Source organism: Microbacterium hatanonis (assembly GCF_008017415.1).
Taxonomy (GTDB): Bacteria; Actinomycetota; Actinomycetes; order Actinomycetales; family Microbacteriaceae; genus Microbacterium; species Microbacterium hatanonis.
Window position 1 is genome coordinate 1460501 of record NZ_VRSV01000001.1, and the last position, 16450, is coordinate 1476950.

Annotated in this window: 11 protein-coding genes; 3 read left to right on the top strand and 8 right to left on the bottom strand. The window is 69.5% G+C overall.

The features are described 5' to 3' along the window. Positions 1 to 23: 23 nt before the first annotated feature. From hrcA to FVP77_RS07050, 5 genes are all read right to left on the bottom strand, one after another. Entirely contained in the window at positions 24 to 1064 is a 1041-nt protein-coding gene (hrcA, locus tag FVP77_RS07030) for a heat-inducible transcriptional repressor HrcA (protein ID WP_147893846.1), read from the bottom strand. Positions 1065 to 1158: 94 nt separating this feature from the next. Continuing rightward, the gene (gene hemW, locus FVP77_RS07035) at positions 1159 to 2376 is read right to left on the bottom strand and encodes a radical SAM family heme chaperone HemW (RefSeq protein WP_147893847.1); all 1218 of its coding nucleotides are present in this window, start codon (positions 2374 to 2376) and stop codon (positions 1159 to 1161) included. Continuing rightward, positions 2376 to 3026, bottom strand: coding sequence for a DUF1990 domain-containing protein (locus tag FVP77_RS07040; RefSeq protein WP_147893848.1), 651 nt, complete (start codon positions 3024 to 3026; stop codon positions 2376 to 2378). Before FVP77_RS07040 ends, hemW begins: the two co-directional genes overlap by 1 nt. A gap of 10 nt (positions 3027 to 3036) precedes the next feature. Then, positions 3037 to 4887, bottom strand: a complete 1851-nt coding sequence (gene lepA, locus FVP77_RS07045; RefSeq protein WP_147893849.1) for a translation elongation factor 4 — start codon at positions 4885 to 4887, stop codon at positions 3037 to 3039. A gap of 12 nt (positions 4888 to 4899) precedes the next feature. Then, positions 4900 to 6060: a pyridoxal phosphate-dependent aminotransferase gene (locus tag FVP77_RS07050; protein ID WP_147893850.1), complete on the bottom strand. Its 1161-nt coding sequence runs from the start codon at positions 6058 to 6060 to the stop codon at positions 4900 to 4902. Between the two features lie 181 nt (positions 6061 to 6241). Between FVP77_RS07050 and FVP77_RS07055 the strand changes: the two genes are divergently transcribed. From FVP77_RS07055 to rpsT, 3 genes are all read left to right on the top strand, one after another. After that, positions 6242 to 11158: an ExeM/NucH family extracellular endonuclease gene (locus FVP77_RS07055; protein WP_246134002.1), complete on the top strand. Its 4917-nt coding sequence runs from the start codon at positions 6242 to 6244 to the stop codon at positions 11156 to 11158. Positions 11159 to 11222: 64 nt separating this feature from the next. Next, a complete protein-coding gene (locus FVP77_RS07060) occupies positions 11223 to 11942 on the top strand; it encodes an alpha/beta fold hydrolase (protein ID WP_147893851.1) in 720 nt (239 codons plus the stop codon). A 114-nt stretch (positions 11943 to 12056) separates the two neighbouring features. Continuing rightward, complete coding sequence (gene rpsT, locus FVP77_RS07065; RefSeq protein WP_116646468.1) at positions 12057 to 12317, top strand: 30S ribosomal protein S20; 261 nt, start codon at positions 12057 to 12059, stop codon at positions 12315 to 12317. Between the two features lie 137 nt (positions 12318 to 12454). Here rpsT and holA read toward each other — a convergent pair whose 3' ends face one another. From holA to FVP77_RS07080, 3 genes are all read right to left on the bottom strand, one after another. Continuing rightward, entirely contained in the window at positions 12455 to 13492 is a 1038-nt protein-coding gene (gene holA / locus FVP77_RS07070) for a DNA polymerase III subunit delta (RefSeq protein ID WP_147893852.1), read from the bottom strand. Between the two features lie 10 nt (positions 13493 to 13502). Next, positions 13503 to 15332: a ComEC/Rec2 family competence protein gene (locus FVP77_RS07075; RefSeq protein WP_425463132.1), complete on the bottom strand. Its 1830-nt coding sequence runs from the start codon at positions 15330 to 15332 to the stop codon at positions 13503 to 13505. Between the two features lie 500 nt (positions 15333 to 15832). Beyond that, a complete protein-coding gene (locus tag FVP77_RS07080) occupies positions 15833 to 16444 on the bottom strand; it encodes a ComEA family DNA-binding protein (protein WP_147893854.1) in 612 nt (203 codons plus the stop codon). Positions 16445 to 16450: the final 6 nt, after the last annotated feature.

Genomic DNA, 16450 nt, shown 5'->3' on the forward strand with positions numbered 1-16450 from the left:
TCGTCAATGGAACGGAGCCCGCGTCAGCGGGCGTTCTCGTCGTCTTCGAGCATCCTGGTCAGATGGTGGGCGACGGCTCGGACCGCCGCCAGATGCGAGGGGTAGTCCATACGCGTCGGGCCGAGCAGCCCGACCCGCGCGCCTGTGCCCGATGCGTCGTAATCACTCGCGAGGACGGACGCCTCGATGAGGCCGAACGGTTCGTTCTCCCGCCCGATGCTCGCGGCGAGTCCCTTGGCGTCGACCACCATCTCGGTCATGAGCTTCAGCAGCGTGACCTGCTCCTCGATCGCCTCGAGGAGCGGGTAGATGCTGCCCCGGAAATCGGACTCGCGACGAGCGAGAGTCGCCGCTCCGGCCATCACGAGACGGTCTTGGCGGAACTCTTCGAGTTCTTCGGCGAGCACTCTCAAGATGGCGTGGGCCGCCGCATCCGTTCCCGTCGCCGGCACGATCGAGGCGGCGAGCAGGTCTGCGATCCGCTGCGTGGCGTCGCCGACGAGGTGCCCGACGACGACCGAGGAGACCCGAGCTCGCAGCTGGGCGAGGTCGGCCTCGCTCGGCTCTTCGCGCACGAGGGCGATGCGCTGCGAGACCCGGCCGGTGTCGGTCACGACGATCACGAGCAGTCGCCCGCCGCCGAGATCGACGAGTTCGACGTGGGTGACGTTCGCGCGGGCGAACGACGGGTACTGGACGATCGCGACCTGCCCGGTGAGCTGCGTGAGAGCGCGCACCGTGCGCGAGAGCAGATCGTCGAGGTCGCCCGAGCCGTCGAGGAACGACGCGATGGCGCTGCGCTGCGCGGGGCTCAGCGGACGCAGATCGGCGAGGTGGTCGACGAAGACGCGATAGCCCTTGTCGGTGGGGACGCGCCCCGACGAGGTGTGGGGGGCGGCGATCAGCTCCTCGTCTTCGAGGAGCGCCATGTCGTTGCGGATGGTGGCGGCCGACACACCGAAGGCATGGCGCTCGACGATTGCCTTGCTCCCGACGGGCTCGCGCGTGTCGACGTAGTCCTGCACGATCGCACGGAGCACCTGGAGTCCGCGTTCGCTGACCATGGTCCCCTCCGCTCTGTCGCTGTCGTGGGTCGGATTGGCACTCGCGCGCCGTGAGTGCCAATTCTAGCTGATCGGGTCGCGCGGGGCCCCGAGCTCACGCCGTGAGCGTGCGCACCACCGTATCGGCCAGCAGCCGGCCGCGGCGAGTCAGCACGACCCGTCCGGCACCGGCGCCTTCCGCCGCGACGAGTCCCTCATCGACCAACGACGCCACGGCGCGAACACCCTCGTCGGTCAGCTCGGTGAAGGGAAGCCCCTCGCGAATACGCGAGCGCAGCAGCACGGACTCGAGTCGCCGAGCCGTGGCATCGGGACGCTCACGCGCTGCCGCGGGCGACTCCCCGAGCGCGAGCCGCTGGGCGTACGCGGCGGGGTGCTTCACGTTCCACCACCGCAGACCCGCGACGTGGCTGTGGGCGCCGGGCCCGAACCCCCACCAGTCGGTTCCGCGCCAGTACGCGAGGTTGTGACGTGATCGCCGGGTGTCGTCGCGCGCCCAGTTCGAGACTTCGTACCAGTCGAACCCCGCGGCGGCGAGGAGATCGTCGGCCAGTTCGTACATGTCGGCCTGCAGATCGTCGTCGGGCGCGACGACTTCTCCGCGACGGATCTGGCGGGCGAGCTTCGTACCGTCTTCGACGATGAGCGCATAGGCCGAGAGATGATCGGGGTGGAGCGCGACGGCGGTCTCGAGCGATGCGCGCCAGTCGTCGAGCGACTCACCGGGAGCGCCGTAGATGAGGTCCACGCTCACGGCGAGGCCGGCATCGCGCGCGGCCGCCACCGCGGTCGCGACGTTCGCCGGGTCGTGCGTGCGGTCGAGCGCGGCGAGCACGTGGGGTCTCGCCGACTGCATGCCAATCGACAGGCGCGTCACTCCGGATGCTGCGAGCTCTCGCACGACCGCGGGGGTCACGGTGTCGGGGTTCGCCTCGACGGTGATCTCCGCACCGTCGGCGAGGCCGAAGGCGTCGGTCACCCCGGCCAGCATCCGTCCGAGGTCGCCGGCCGGCAACAACGTCGGGGTGCCCCCTCCGAAGAACACCGTCTGCGCGGGGCGGAGCGCACCGGCATCGCCGAGCACGCGACGGGCGAGAGCGATCTCCTGGCCGACCGTGTCGGCGTACTGATCCTGTCGCGCACCCTGCAGCTCGGTCGCGGTGTAGGTGTTGAAATCGCAGTATCCGCACCGCACCCGACAGAACGGCACGTGCAGGTACACCCCGAACGGCGTCGACGGATCATGACCGAGGTCGTCGGGGAGGGCGCCGTCGGGAGGTGCGGGATCGCCGAGAGGGAGGGCCGAGCCCATCAGGCGGGCGTCGTGTACATCGGAGAAATCGCTCGCAGGTACCGCGAGAACAGCTCACGCCGGCGCTGACGCACCATCGCCGGGAACAGCCGATAGAGGAACGCCACCGGACGGTCGAAGGCGCGCACGGTGAACCAGACCTCGTCGTTGTCGCGCCATTCGAGCAGGAAGAGCTCTTCGCCGCTGACGACGGAGCCGCCGACCGTGCCGAGGGCGAAGCCGACGCGACGCGGCTCTTCGATGACCGAGATGACGCGCGCCTCGGCGTCGGCGCGGTATCGCCCGGCGTGGCCGTGCAGGTGCACCGTGGTGCCCGGACCGACGAACGGTGTGCCGTCGGCGGCGAAACGCTGGTCGGACTCGAGCCGACTGGGGGCTATGGGCCTGCCCTCGCCGTCGTACCCGACGCCCGTGTACGACGGACCTGCGGCCGGACGCACGTCGGCGAGAGTGAGACCGCCCTCGCGCTGCGCCGACCAGCTGAGCAGAGCCTCTCCCGCGACCGTGAAGCGGTCCTCGCCGCTGCCGATCCGCCACGCTTCCTCCGCCGGCACGGAGCGCTCGGGCGGGTACTGCATCAGGTCGGAGGCCTGGGTGGCTCCGACGGCGGCATAGTCCACCGTCTCGTCCTTGAAGGTTCCGCGACGCATGACCTCAGCCTTACTTCTTTTCCTCGACGTCGCCCGAGAGGGCTGCGATGAACGCGCCCTGGGGGACTTCGACGCGACCGATGGTCTTCATGCGCTTCTTGCCCTCCTTCTGCTTCTCGAGGAGCTTGCGCTTGCGGCTGATGTCGCCGCCGTAGCACTTGGCCAGAACATCCTTCCGCATGGCGCGGATGCTCTCGCGTGCGATGATCCGCGCGCCGATCGCTGCCTGGATCGGGATCTCGAACTGCTGACGAGGAATGAGTTTGCGGAGGCGCTCGGTCATCAGCGTGCCGTAGGCGTAGGCCTTCTCGCGGTGCACGATCGCGGAGAACGCGTCGACCTTCTCGCCCTGCAGCAGGATGTCGACCTTGACGAGGTCGGCGCTCTGCTGACCCGAGGGCTCGTAATCGAGACTGGCGTACCCCTGGGTCTTGCTCTTGAGCTGATCGAAGAAATCGAACACGATCTCGCCGAGAGGCATGTTGTACCGGATCTCGACGCGGTCCTCGCTGAGGTAATCCATGCCGAGGAGCGACCCGCGCCGCTGCTGGCACAGTTCCATCACGGTGCCGACGTAGTCCTTCGGCAGCAGGATCGCGGCCTTGACCATCGGCTCCTGCACGGAGGAGACGCGACCATCGGGGTACTCGCTGGGATTGGTCACGGTGACGGTCTCGCCGTTGTCGGTCGTGACCTCGTAGACCACGCTCGGAGCCGTGGCGATGAGCTCCAGACCGAACTCGCGTTCGAGCCGCTCGGTGATGATCTCGAGGTGGAGGAGCCCGAGGAACCCGCACCGGAAGCCGAACCCGAGGGCTACCGACGTCTCGGGCTCGTACGCGAGCGACGCGTCGGAGAGCTTGAGCTTGTCGAGCGCCTCGCGCAGGTCGGCGTAGTCGCTCTGCTCGATCGGATACAGGCCCGAGTACACCATCGGCTTCGGATCGGTGTAGCCCGCGAGCGCCTCGGTCGCGGGAGATCGATGCGTGGTGATGGTGTCGCCGACCTTCGACTGCCGCACGTCCTTCACACCGGTGATCAGGTAGCCGACCTCGCCGACGCTCAGACCTCGCGACGGCGTGGGCTCCGGGCTCGACACGCCGATCTCGAGGGTCTCGTGGGTCGCACGCGTCGACATCATCTGGATCTTCTCGCGCGGCTCGAGCTTGCCGTCGATCATTCGCACGTATGTGATCACACCGCGGTAGGCGTCATAGACCGAGTCGAAGATCATCGCCCGTGCGGGGGCATCCGGGTCGCCCTTCGGCGCCGGGATGTCACGGACGATCCGGTCGAGCAGCTCTTCGACGCCCTGGCCGGTCTTGCCGCTCACGCGCAGCACGTCGTCGGGCGAACCGCCGATGAGGCCCGCGAGTTCGGCGGCGAACTTGTCGGGGTCGGCGGCGGGGAGGTCGATCTTGTTCAGCACCGGGATGATCGTGAGGTCGTTCTCGAGCGCGAGGTAGAGGTTCGCGAGCGTCTGCGCCTCGATCCCCTGCGCCGCATCGACGAGGAGGACGGCCCCTTCGCACGCGGCGAGCGAGCGGCTCACCTCGTACGTGAAGTCGACGTGACCCGGCGTGTCGATCATGTTGAGAGCGAACGCGTTGGCGGGCGATTCGAACGCCCACGGCATGCGAACCGCCTGGCTCTTGATCGTGATGCCGCGCTCACGCTCGATGTCCATGCGGTCGAGGTACTGCGCCCGCATGTCGCGGTCGGCGACGACGCCGGTGATCTGCAGCATCCGATCGGCCAGCGTCGACTTGCCGTGGTCGATGTGGGCGATGATGCAGAAGTTGCGGATCAGTTCCGGCGGGGTCGCGGAGGGCTCGAGAGACTGGAGTGCGCGCGGTGACATGTTCCGTCGATTCTACGGGCGACCGAGCATGTTCGCGGGCGCAGGCAGTCGGCGGATCCCTTCGAGGAGGCCGTCGAGGTCGCTCGCGAGGCAGATCCGGATCCATCCCTCGCCCTGCGACCCGAACGCCGAGCCCGGAGCGACGGCCACTCCCTGCTCGTCGAGGAAGCGCATGCACCAGGACGTCACGTCGCCTGCGGTGTCATGCGACACGTCGATCCAGAGGTAGAAGGCGCCCGTCGGAGGCAGGTAGCGGAACCCACGCTCGTCGAGCAGAGCGGATGCTGCCGCAAGGTTCGCCGCGTAGTGGGCGGCCGCATCCGAGACGGCGTCCTGCGGACCATCGATCGCCGCGAGCGCGGCGTACTGGGCGGGCGTGTCGACGCAGCTGATCGACGCCTCCTGCACGCGCAGCATGACGTCCTGCCAGCCGGGTGGAGTCAGCAGCCAACCGACCCGGGCACCCGTCATCGCATAGGTCTTCGAGGTGGAGAACACGGTGAAGACGCGGCCGTCCGTGTCGAAGCCGGCGGGACTGACATGTGCCCGGCCCCACGTGAACCGTTCGTACACCTCGTCGCTGATGAGCCAGAGGTCGCGGCGCCGCGCGAAATCGACCAACGCGGCGATCGTATGCGCGTCGTAGGTGACGCCGAGCGGGTTCGAGGGGCTGTTCACGATGAGCGCCCGTGTGCGCGGGGTGACGAGGGCGTCGAGCTCGGCGACGTCGGGCACGAAACCGCGCTCGGAGCGAAGACTGTACGCCACCGGCGTCGCCTGGAGCAGATGGGCGTTCATGGTGAACGTCGTATATCCGGGGTCGGGCACGAGAACCTCGTCGCCCGCAGCGAGGGCGAGGGTCATCGCCTGATGCAGGGCCTGCGTGCCGCCGACGGTGACCCAGATCTGCTCGACCTCGACGTCGAGGCCGTTCTCCCGGAAGAGCTTTCGCGCGATCGCCTCGCGCAGAGGACGGATGCCACCGTTGGGCGTGTAGCGGACGTCGCCGCGCTCCCACGCTGCGGCGGCAGACGCACGGATCTCTTCGGCGACCGACGCCCCGGGCTCCCCGACGGCCAAGATGATGGTGCCCGGCCGCTGCAGTGCGACCTCGAGGATCCGACGCACGCCGGAGCCCGCCATCTCAGCGACATGAGCGGGGATTCGAGGCACTCCGTCATCATATTTCGAGCCCGCGCGCACCCCATCGTGACGGCGGCGTTACCGGACGTTTACCTCGACGACACGCGCATGTCCGTGGCATCGTTGAGTATCGAAACAGGTCCCCCCGACCTCCGAACGGCCGTCGTCCCGGCCGCTGTTCGTCGTGCGCCCAAACCCTGGAGAAGAGTCTGTGACGTCGCATCCCCCCACCTCTGATCGGTCCGAGACCACGAGAGGAGGAAAGGGCCGGGCGTTCGCCGCGAGTGCTGTCGTCGCGGCCCTGGCGGCGAGCTCTTTCGCCGTCGGAGTGCTGCCGGCGACGGCTGCCGTCAGCACCGAAGCGCCCGTCGTGATCAGCGAGGTCTACGGCGGAGGCGGCAACAACGGCGCCGTCTTGAACCGGGACTTCATCGAGCTTCTCAACACGAGCGACGTCGCCGTCGATCTCGACGGGTGGAGCGTTCAGTACGCCTCTGCGTCGGGCACCTCGTGGCAGGTCACTCCGCTCGGCGACATCTCGCTCGAGGCCGGGGCCCACCTCCTCGTGGGACAGGCGTTCGGCACGAACACGGGGCTTCCCGGTTTCGAGGCGGACGTCGACGGCTCGATCCCCATGCAGGCCTCCAACGCCAAGGTCGCGCTGGTCGACAGCATCACCGCTCTCGCCGCCGGGACCGGTGTAGCGGCCCTCCCCCAGGTCATCGATTACGTCGGCTACGGGTCTGCCAACGACTTCGCGGTCGCACCGGCACCGGCCACGAGCGTGACCCAATCGGCCTCGCGCGATGCCGCCGGCACGAACACCGGCAACAACTCCGCCGACTTCGCACTCGGCGCACCGACGCCGACGTCCAGCGGCACGGGGACGACCCCCACACCCGAACCGACGACGACCACGTCGCCGTCGCCGTCACCCTCCCCCAGCCAGCCGACCACGCCGGGCACCGTCGTGCCGATCGCCGAGATCCAGGGCACCGGCGCCGCATCGCCTCTCGCCGGACAGACGGTCACCACCGAGGGTGTCGTCACGGCGCACTACCCGACCGGCGGCTTCAACGGGTACGTCATCCAGACCGCCGGGACGGGCGGGTCGCTCGATCTCGCGACCCACACCTCGTCCGACGCGATCTTCGTCTACTCCCCCGCAGCCGCCGACGCCGTCGCCCTGGGCGACACCGTTCGCGTGACGGGCCCCGTGAGCGAGTTCAACGGGCTCACCCAGATCACCGCGGGCGTCGGAGCGGCCTCGAAGATCGACGCCGCCACAGCGCCGACCTCCTCGACCGTCGCCTGGCCGACCACCGATGCTCAGCGCGAGTCGCTCGAGTCGATGCTCGTCCAGCTGACCGACGAGTTCACGGTGTCGAACACATACTCGACCAACCAGTACGGCGAGGTCGGTCTCGCCGTCGGATCCACACCCCTTCGTCAGCCCACCGATGCCGCCCGACCGGGGACGCCTGAGGCTGCCGCCGTGGCCGACGACAACGCGGCCCGGGCGCTCACGGTCGACGACGGTGCATCGACGAACTTCCTGAACGTCTCCAACAGCACGCTGACCCCCGCATACGTCTCGCTCCTGGAGCCCGTCGTCGTCGGCGGGCAGGCCGAGCTCAGCGGTTCGTTCATCGTCGACTACCGCAACAACACGTGGAAGATCAACCCGACGCAGCCGCTCGTCGCGGACGGCAGCGGCACCGACCAGGTCGTGTTCTCGAACCCGCGCACGGAAGCCCCGCAGCCCGTCGGCGGTGACCTCAGTGTGGCGTCGTTCAATGTCTTGAACTACTTCACGACGCTCGGAGAGACGACCGCGGGCTGCCAGACCTACACTCCGCTTCCCAACGGCCAGGCGAACTCCGTGCGAACCGGCTGCGATGTGCGCGGCGCGTGGGATGCGGCGGACTTCACCCGTCAGCAGTCGAAGATCGTGACCGCCATCGAAGACCTCGACGCCTCCGTCGTCGGTCTGATGGAGATCGAGAACTCCGAGGCACTCGGTGAGACGAAGGACGAGGCCGTCGGGTCGCTCGTCGCCGCGCTGAATGCGGCCTCGACCCCGGGCAAGTGGGCGTTCGTCCCGACCGACGACTCGCTCGCCGACGTCGACCGCGACGTCATCACGAACGCGATCATCTATCAGACCGCGCTCGTGGAGCCGGAAGGGACGTCGGTCGCGCTGGCCACGCAGAGCGGGAACGGTCAGGCGTTCGCCAACGCGCGCGAGCCGATCGGACAGTTCTTCACCCCCGCGGACGGCGGGGAGAAGTTCTTCGTCGCCGTGAACCACTTCAAGTCGAAGGGCTCCGGCGAGGGCGTCGACGCCGACCAGAACGACGGGCAGGGTGCGTCCAACAACTCTCGCGTTCGTCAGGCGACGGCGCTGACGGCGTGGGTCGACGAGGTCACGACCGACGAAGACGCCGTCTTCCTCGTGGGCGACTTCAACTCCTACACGCAGGAAGACCCCATGCAGGTGCTCTACGGCGCCGGCTATGTCAACGCCGAGTCGGAGTTCGAGCTGGACTCGTCGAGCTACTCGTTCTCGGGTCTGTCGGGTTCGCTCGATCACGTCCTCCTCAATGAGGTCGCCCTCCAGCGCGCCACCGGCGCGGACATCTGGAACATCAACTCCGGAGAGTCGATCGCCCTCGAGTACAGCCGCTACGGCTACCACGGCACGAACTTCTGGGAGGACGGAACGCCCTACCGGTCGTCGGACCACGACCCCGTGAAGGTCGGCCTGTCGGCAAGCGCGACGGCCCCGATCGAGCTGACCCTCCTCGGGATCAACGACTTCCACGGCCGCATCGACAGCAACACGGTGAAGTTCGCGGGCACGATCGAGCAGCTGCGCGACCAGGCGCGGGGCGAGAGCCTGTTCCTGTCGGCGGGTGACAACATCGGTGCGTCGCTCTTCGCGTCGAGCTACTTCGATGACGAACCGACCATCGAGGTGCTGAACGCGCTCGATCTCGAGACGAGTGCCGTCGGAAACCACGAGTTCGACAAGGGATTCGACGACCTGAGCGGTCGCGTCGAGGAGTCGGCCGACTTCTCGTACCTCGGCGCGAACGTCTACGAGAAGGGCACGACCGACCCCGCGCTGCAGGAGTACCAGCTCATCGAGGTCGACGGCCTCACTGTCGCCGTCGTCGGAGCGATCACCGAGGAGACGAGCACCCTGGTCTCCCCCGGCGGCATCGCCGACCTCGAGTTCGGCGACCCGGTCGAGGCGGTCAACCGCGTCGCGGGCCAGCTGTCCGACGGCGATGCCGCCAACGGCGAGGCCGACGTGATCATCGCGATGTACCACGAGGGTGCTGGTGGTGGCGTCAAGGAGAACACCACCCTTGAGGAGGAGATCGCCGACAGCGCGGTCTTCGCCTCGATCGTCAACGACACCTCGGCCGAGGTCGCCGCGATCTACACCGGTCACACGCACAAGGAGTACGCGTGGTCGGCACCGGTCCCGGGTGTCGAGGGCGCGACGCGGCCCATCGTGCAGACGGGTTCCTACGGCGAGAAGATCGGCAAGATCGTGCTGACGCTGGACGCCGAGAACGGCGACCTGATCGCGCACACCGAGGAGAACGTCGCGCGGACGACGGCGGACGACGCGGCCTTGGTCGCCGAGTACCCCCGCGTCGCCGAGGTCAAGGAGATCGTCGACCTGACGCTCGCTGCAGCGGCCGAGGTCGGCAACACGAAGGTCGGCGAGGTGTCGGGAGACATCACGACGGCGTTCGGCGGCGGCTCGTTCGTGAACGGCGTCTGGACGGGCGGATCGCGCGACGACCGTGCGTCCGAGTCGGCGCTGGGCAACCTCGTCGCCGGGGCGCTGCGCGACTCCATGGCCGACCTGCCGAACGGCGCCCAGATCGGTGTGACCAACTCGGGCGGTCTGCGTGCCGAGCTCTGGGACACCCAGGCGGAGTTCGGAGCGAACGCGGTGGCCGGCCTCGAGGACGGAGACATCTCCTTCTCGCAGGCGCTCGCCGTGCTGCCGTTCAACAACACCACGACGCTGGTGACGATGACCGGTGAGCAGTTCACCGATCTGCTCGAGCAGCAGTGGCAGCGTGCGGCAGATGGCACCGTGCCCTCGCGGGCCTACCTGCAGCTGGGCCTGTCGGACAACGTGACGTACACGTTCGACGCCGCACTGCCGGAGGGTTCGCGCATCACCTCGGTGACGGTCGACGGCGCGCCCATCGACCCCGCCGCGGAGTACCGCATCGGAACCCTGTCGTTCCTCGCGGACGGCGGAGACAACTTCCGGAAGTTCGCCGAATCGACCGACCGTCAGGACACGGGCAACGTGGACTACCAGGCGTGGGTCGACTTCCTGGCCGCGGAGTCGCCGGTGGCGGCTCCCTACGCCAAGCACGCCGTGTCGGTGAAGGGCGCTCCGGAATCCGCGGCTGCAGGGTCGAACCTGGCCTTCCAGGTGTCGACGCTCAACATGACGAGCCGGGGCACGCCCGAGGCGCGCGAGCTCACGGTGAGCCTGGGCGACGAGGTTCTCGGAACGTTCCCGATCGTGGGCGGTGCGGCGGATGTCGCCATCACCCTTCCGGCAGATGCGGCCGAGGGAGCAGCGTCTCTGACGCTCACGACCGACGTCGCCGGCACGGTCGTGACGCTCCCCGTCACGATCACCGCCGCGGGATCAGGGAACCCCGGTACGGGCGAACCCGGCACCGAGGCGCCGAACGGCAGCTGGGCCACCGTGACGCTCAACGACCGTGTCGAGCAGGGCGGCGTACTCAACGTCACCGTGACGGGCCTGAAGCCGGGCCAGCTGATCGGCGCGACCCTGTTCAGCGAACCGATCGTGGTGACGGGGATCCCTGTCGCCGACGCGTCGGGACGCACATCGTTCTCGGTCGCGATCCCGTCGGACTTCGCCCTCGGTGCGCACGAGCTCGTGGTCACCTCCGCGGGCGAGAGCCCGATCCGGGTCGGTGTCACCGTGCTCGCCGGCGGTCAGCTGGCCGTCACCGGGTCCGAGCTGCCGCTCGGTATCGCTCTCGCCGCGGGCTTCCTGCTCGTCGCGGGCGGTCTGACCTACGCCCTGCGGCGTCGGTCGCCCGTGATGCGCTAGTCGCAGACGTACGCGCCCCCTGCTCGGCTTCGGTCGGGCAGGGGGCGCGTCGTATGTTGGAGGCATGTCGGTCGGAGTGGTGTTCGTCCACGGCATCCGCACGTCTGCGAGCATGTGGCGGCCCCAGCTCGAGTACCTCGCCGCGCGTGGCAACGCGGCGACAGCGGTCGACCTCCCCGGACACGGTGCCCGGATGTCGGAGGACTTCACGATCGAAGGGGCCTTCGCCACCATCGACCGGGCCGTCAGGGACACCGCATCCCAGGGGCCCGTCCTGCTGGTCGGCCATTCCATGGGCGGCCTCCTCTCGCTCGAGTACGCGGTATCGGAGGAGCCCCCTCCACTGGCGGCGGTCATCGGCGCGGGCTGCACCGCGATCCCCCGCGGCCCCGCCCTGCGGGCATACCGCCTCTTCCTGCGCGGTTTCGACTCGCTTCCCGACCGTGGCGCGGCCATCACCGACTACGTGCTCGCCCGCACGTTGCCGGAGGAGACTCGCGACGACTTCGGCGCGGGCGGCTACGCATTCGACACGCAGCACACCGCTCTGGCGAGCCTCTCGGTGCTCGACCTCATGCGGGCGCTGCGCAGCATCCGTGTGCCCTTGTGGTTCGTGAACGGGCAGTTCGACCAGCTCCGCATCAACGAAGCGTTGTTCACGCGGACCGTTCCCGAGGCCGAGCTGATCATCGTGCCGAAGACCACGCATCTCGTCACCTCGATGCGCCCCGATGTGTTCAATGCCGTGCTCAACCTCGCGATAACGACGGTGGAGCAGACCTGATAGACTCGGTGTTTGGCTTGCGTGTGGGTTTTCCCACCCTCACGACCGCCGTGCGACAGCCCTCTTCTGTCAACCGGCAATTGACCGAATCCTCCGAACGAAAGACCGTCGAACGTGGCGAATATCAAGTCGCAGATCAAGCGCAACAAGACCAACGCGAAGGCTAACGAGCGCAACAAGGCTGTCAAGAGCGGCCTGCGCACCGAGATCCGTCGCACCCGCGAAGCCATCGCCGCAGGCGACAAGGCCACGGCCGAGAAGGCTCTCATCACGGCGACCAAGAAGCTCGACAAGGCCGTGAGCAAGGGCGTCATCCACCAGAACCAGGCGGCGAACCGCAAGTCGGCCATCGCCAAGCAGGTCGCCGCTCTCTGAGCCGCACCTCGTGAAGAGCCCGTCCCGTTCGCGGGGCGGGCTTTCGTGTTTCCGCCGTGAAGCACCGGAATCGGCCGACACGCGCGGCCCTGCGGTGCGTCTCAGCCGATCGCGGTGTCTCGCCGGGCAGCAGTTGCTCAGTCGCCGAACGGCGTGCGCGTCGCAATCACGGTGATCATGCGCTCGAGGGCGAATACGGGGTCGCGCGACGCGCCCTTCACCTCGGAGTCGGCCCGCGCCACGGCGTGGATCGCCATGCCCAGCGTGGTCTGCGACCAGCCGACGAGGTCGCGCCGAGCTCGGTCGACCTGCCAGTCCTTCATGCCCAGCCGGGCAGCCAGAGCCCCCGATGACTCGCGACTGCCCGCGACACGGGCCATCGTGCGCACCTTCATCGCCACGGCGGCCACGAGCGGCACCGGGTCGGCACCCGAGGCGAGCGCGTGCCTGAGAGCGATCAGGGCATCGCCGTACCGACCGGCGATCGCGGTGTCGGCGACGGTGAACGCCGACGTCTCGACCCGGCCGCCGTAGTAGCGCTCGACGATCCTGTCGTCGATGTCACCGGCGACGTCGGAGATCAGCTGCTGGCATGCCGCCGCGAGCTCGGTCACGTCGTCGGAGAAGGCCGAGACGAGCGCGCGGAGTGCGGTGGGGGCGATGCGTTTACGGGCGGCGGAGAACTCGCCCGCGGCGAAGTCGTACTTGTCGCTATCGCGCTTGATCGCCAAGCACGGAATCTCGATGCCGCTCCCCTGCCCCGCGCGCACCGCGTCGAGCAGCTTCTTCCCACGGACGCTCGCACCGTTGTGCCGCAGCACGATCGTCGCGCCCTCCTGCGGGTGCTCGAGGTAGGCGAGCGCCTCGAGCAAGAAGGTGTCGGATGCTTTCTCCACGCCGCCGATGCGGACCAGACGCGGTTCGCCGAAGAGCGAGGGAGAACTGACGCCGAGCAGGGTGCCGGCGGCGTAGTCGTCGGCACGGACGTCGGTCACCTCGAGGCTCGGGTCCTCGGCGCGCAGGTAGTCGCGGATGCCCGCGATCGCACGCTCGGCGCAGACCTCTTCGGGGCCGGAGACCAGCACGACGGGCGCCGGTCTGGGCTCGCGCCACGACACCTGCGGGATCGCCGACTTCGCCTTCGCCGGAGCGGATCGACGGGGAGCGGCGGCCATACCCACCAGCCTAACGAGCCCCGCCGACGTCGCGCTCCCGCCAGAGGACGAGCTCGTCGCCGTCACCCCGCCACGCGGCGACGATGCCCTCCTGATCGGTGCGCGCCACGGTCGCCCCCACCGAGGCCAACGTCGACAGGATCGATTCCCGGGGGTGGCCGTAGTCGTTGTCGGCACCGACCGTGATGAGCGCGAGCGTCGGCGATGCCGCGCGGTAGAGCTGTGCATCCTGGTCGGCGCTGCCGTGGTGCGCGACCTTCACCACGTCGAACTCCCCCACCGGCTCGTTGCGCTGCATCGCCTGCTGCGCCTCGGCGGACAGATCGCCGAGCAGAAGAGTGTCGGGGATGCCCCCGCCGCGCACGTCGAGCACGACACTGGCGTCGTTTCCCGCTGCGACCGTCGCGGACGGCCAGAGCACCCGCCACCGTGCGCCGCCGAGGATCCCTTGCATACCCGGGTGGGCGACCTCCGTGCGGGCTCCTCCCTGCCGCATGTCGGCGAGCAGTCGGTCGGCGGCGCCGCCGTCGGAGATCCCGTGGACCACCAGGTCGACGCGACCGTGCAGCGCCGCGGCACCGCCCCGGTGATCGGCGTCGAAGTGGGTGAGCACGAGCAGATCGACTCGAGAGACCCCGAAGCGGACGAGACACGCCTCCAGCGGCGCCGGGTCGGGCCCGGTGTCGATCAGTGCGGTGGCACCCTCCGACCGCAGCAGCACGGCGTCGCCCTGGCCGACGTCGCATGCCGCGATCGCCCAGCTGCTGGGCACCGTCCACGAACCCGCCACCGTGCGGAGGGCCGTCTGTCCCGCACCGACCCCGACGACCGCGCAGACCACCACGACCGCGACGCCACGCAGCATCCGCCGATCCGCGCCCTGCGGAGCGAGGATGACCACGGCGACGCACGCCGACACGACCGAGAGAGCGGCGAGGCCGCCGAGATCGCCCCACCACGGCAGCTGCTGGCCCGGAAGTGAGCCCACCACCTCGGAGATCCCGGCGATCCAGCTCGCAGGCAGCCAGGCGATGGCCGTGAGGCCGTCCTGCAACCAGGGGAACGGTGCCGTGAGGCACGCGGCGAGCCCCGCGAGGGTGGCGAGGGGCGCGGCAGGGGCGGCGAGCAGGTTCGCGGCGACCCCGAGCACAGGAACGCGAGGGTCGACGAGCACCAGCAGCGGCCCGCAGGCGAGCTGGGCCGCGAGCGGTATCGACAGGCCGAGGGCGAGCGGTCGCGGCATCCAACGACCGAGCCCGTGCGCCAGCGGACGAGCGAGCACCAGGAGTGACGCCGTCGCGACGGTCGAGAGTGCGAATCCGAGCGAGAGGGCGAGCCAGGGGTCGACGGCGAGCAGCAGCACGACGGCGAGGCAGAGCACGCTGAGCCCCGCACCTGCGCGACCGAGCGCGAGGGCGAGCATCGCGATGGCGGCCATCGCTCCGGCGCGCACCACGCTCGGTTCGGGGGTGACGAGAACGATGAATCCCCCGAGCGCCAAGAGTCCGGCGGCGATGCGCACGCCCCGCCGCGCGCCGACGAGCGCTGAGGCGCCGTAGGCCACGCCCACAACGAGGGCGCAGTTCGCACCCGACACCGCCGTCAGGTGCGACAGCGACGACGCTTTCATGCTCTCGTCCAGCGACGCCGAGACCGCTCGCGTCTCGCCCACGGCAAGGCCGGGCACGAGTGCCGCACCGGGGCCCGGCAGCCCCGCGGCCGACTCGACGAGACCGCCACGCAGATCGGATGCGGCGGCCAGCACCGCGATGGGCCGATCGGCGCGCACGATCACTTCCTGCGCGCGGAGCACGAGCACGGCCCGGTCGCCCGCACCCACGGGGATGGAGGCACCTCGAACGGTGACCTCACTGCCGATGTCGACGCCGTCGAGCCCGGCGACCGCGTCGGCCGCGACCCCGATGCGTACGGGCAACGCGCCACCGGTGACGGCACGATCACCGGCCGTGATGCGGCCGGCAAGGGCGTCGAACCAGATGTCGCCCGAGCTGTTCGGGTCGAGTTTCCCCGAGATCGTCGCGTCAACGACCAGCGCGCGGCCACCACCCGTGGCGAGGTCGTCCACGCTCGTGCGGGCCGGCTGCGCGAGCGCCACGTGCGACATACCGACGGCGGCACCGACCGCCGCCACCGCGATCACCGCGCGCACCGGCGACGGACGCCGCCACAGCAGGGCTCCGCCCACGACCGCGACTGCCCAGAATGCCGCCGAACCCCACACCGCCGCCTCGGGGAGGCAGACCGCGAGGGCGGCCCCCGCCCACGACGCCGCAGCCGCCGGGACGAGCCGCGCCGCACGGCGGCGCCGACGCGCGGCGCTCATACCCTGACGAGATCGCGCAGGCCGTCGACGATCTTCTCTCCGATCCCGGGGATGCTGAGCAGATCGTCGACGCTCGTGAACCGACCGTTGTCCTCGCGCCAGGCGACGATCCGCTCCGCCAGCGCCGGGCCGATCCGCGGCAGCGTATCGAGCACCGAGGCGTCGGCCCTGTTCAGGTCGACGAGTCCGCCGACAGTCCCGGTCGCAGCATCCGACGACCCCTGCGCCGGCTCCTCGGCGGTCGCCCCGATCACCGGGACGACGAGCTGTTCGCCATCGGTCACCGGGCGTGCAAGATTCACCGACCCCCGGTCGGCATCCTCGGCGAATCCGCCCGCCGCCCCGACCGCGTCGACGACGCGTGCCCCGACGGTCAGGCGGTAGAGGCCGGGTGCGGCGACCGCGCCGGTGACGTGGACGTAGAGCGCGCCGTCCGTCGGGGCCCCCGGCGACGCCGTCGACGAGGGGGTCACCGTCGTCGTCCCTGCACCTCCCGCGCCGCGAGCGATCCCGATGCCGACCGTGATGACCAGACCCGCCAGTACGAGCACGACGACCGCGCCGACGCCCAGACGTCGCGAGGCGGTGCGGTCGTGGTCGTCTGGCACCCGGGC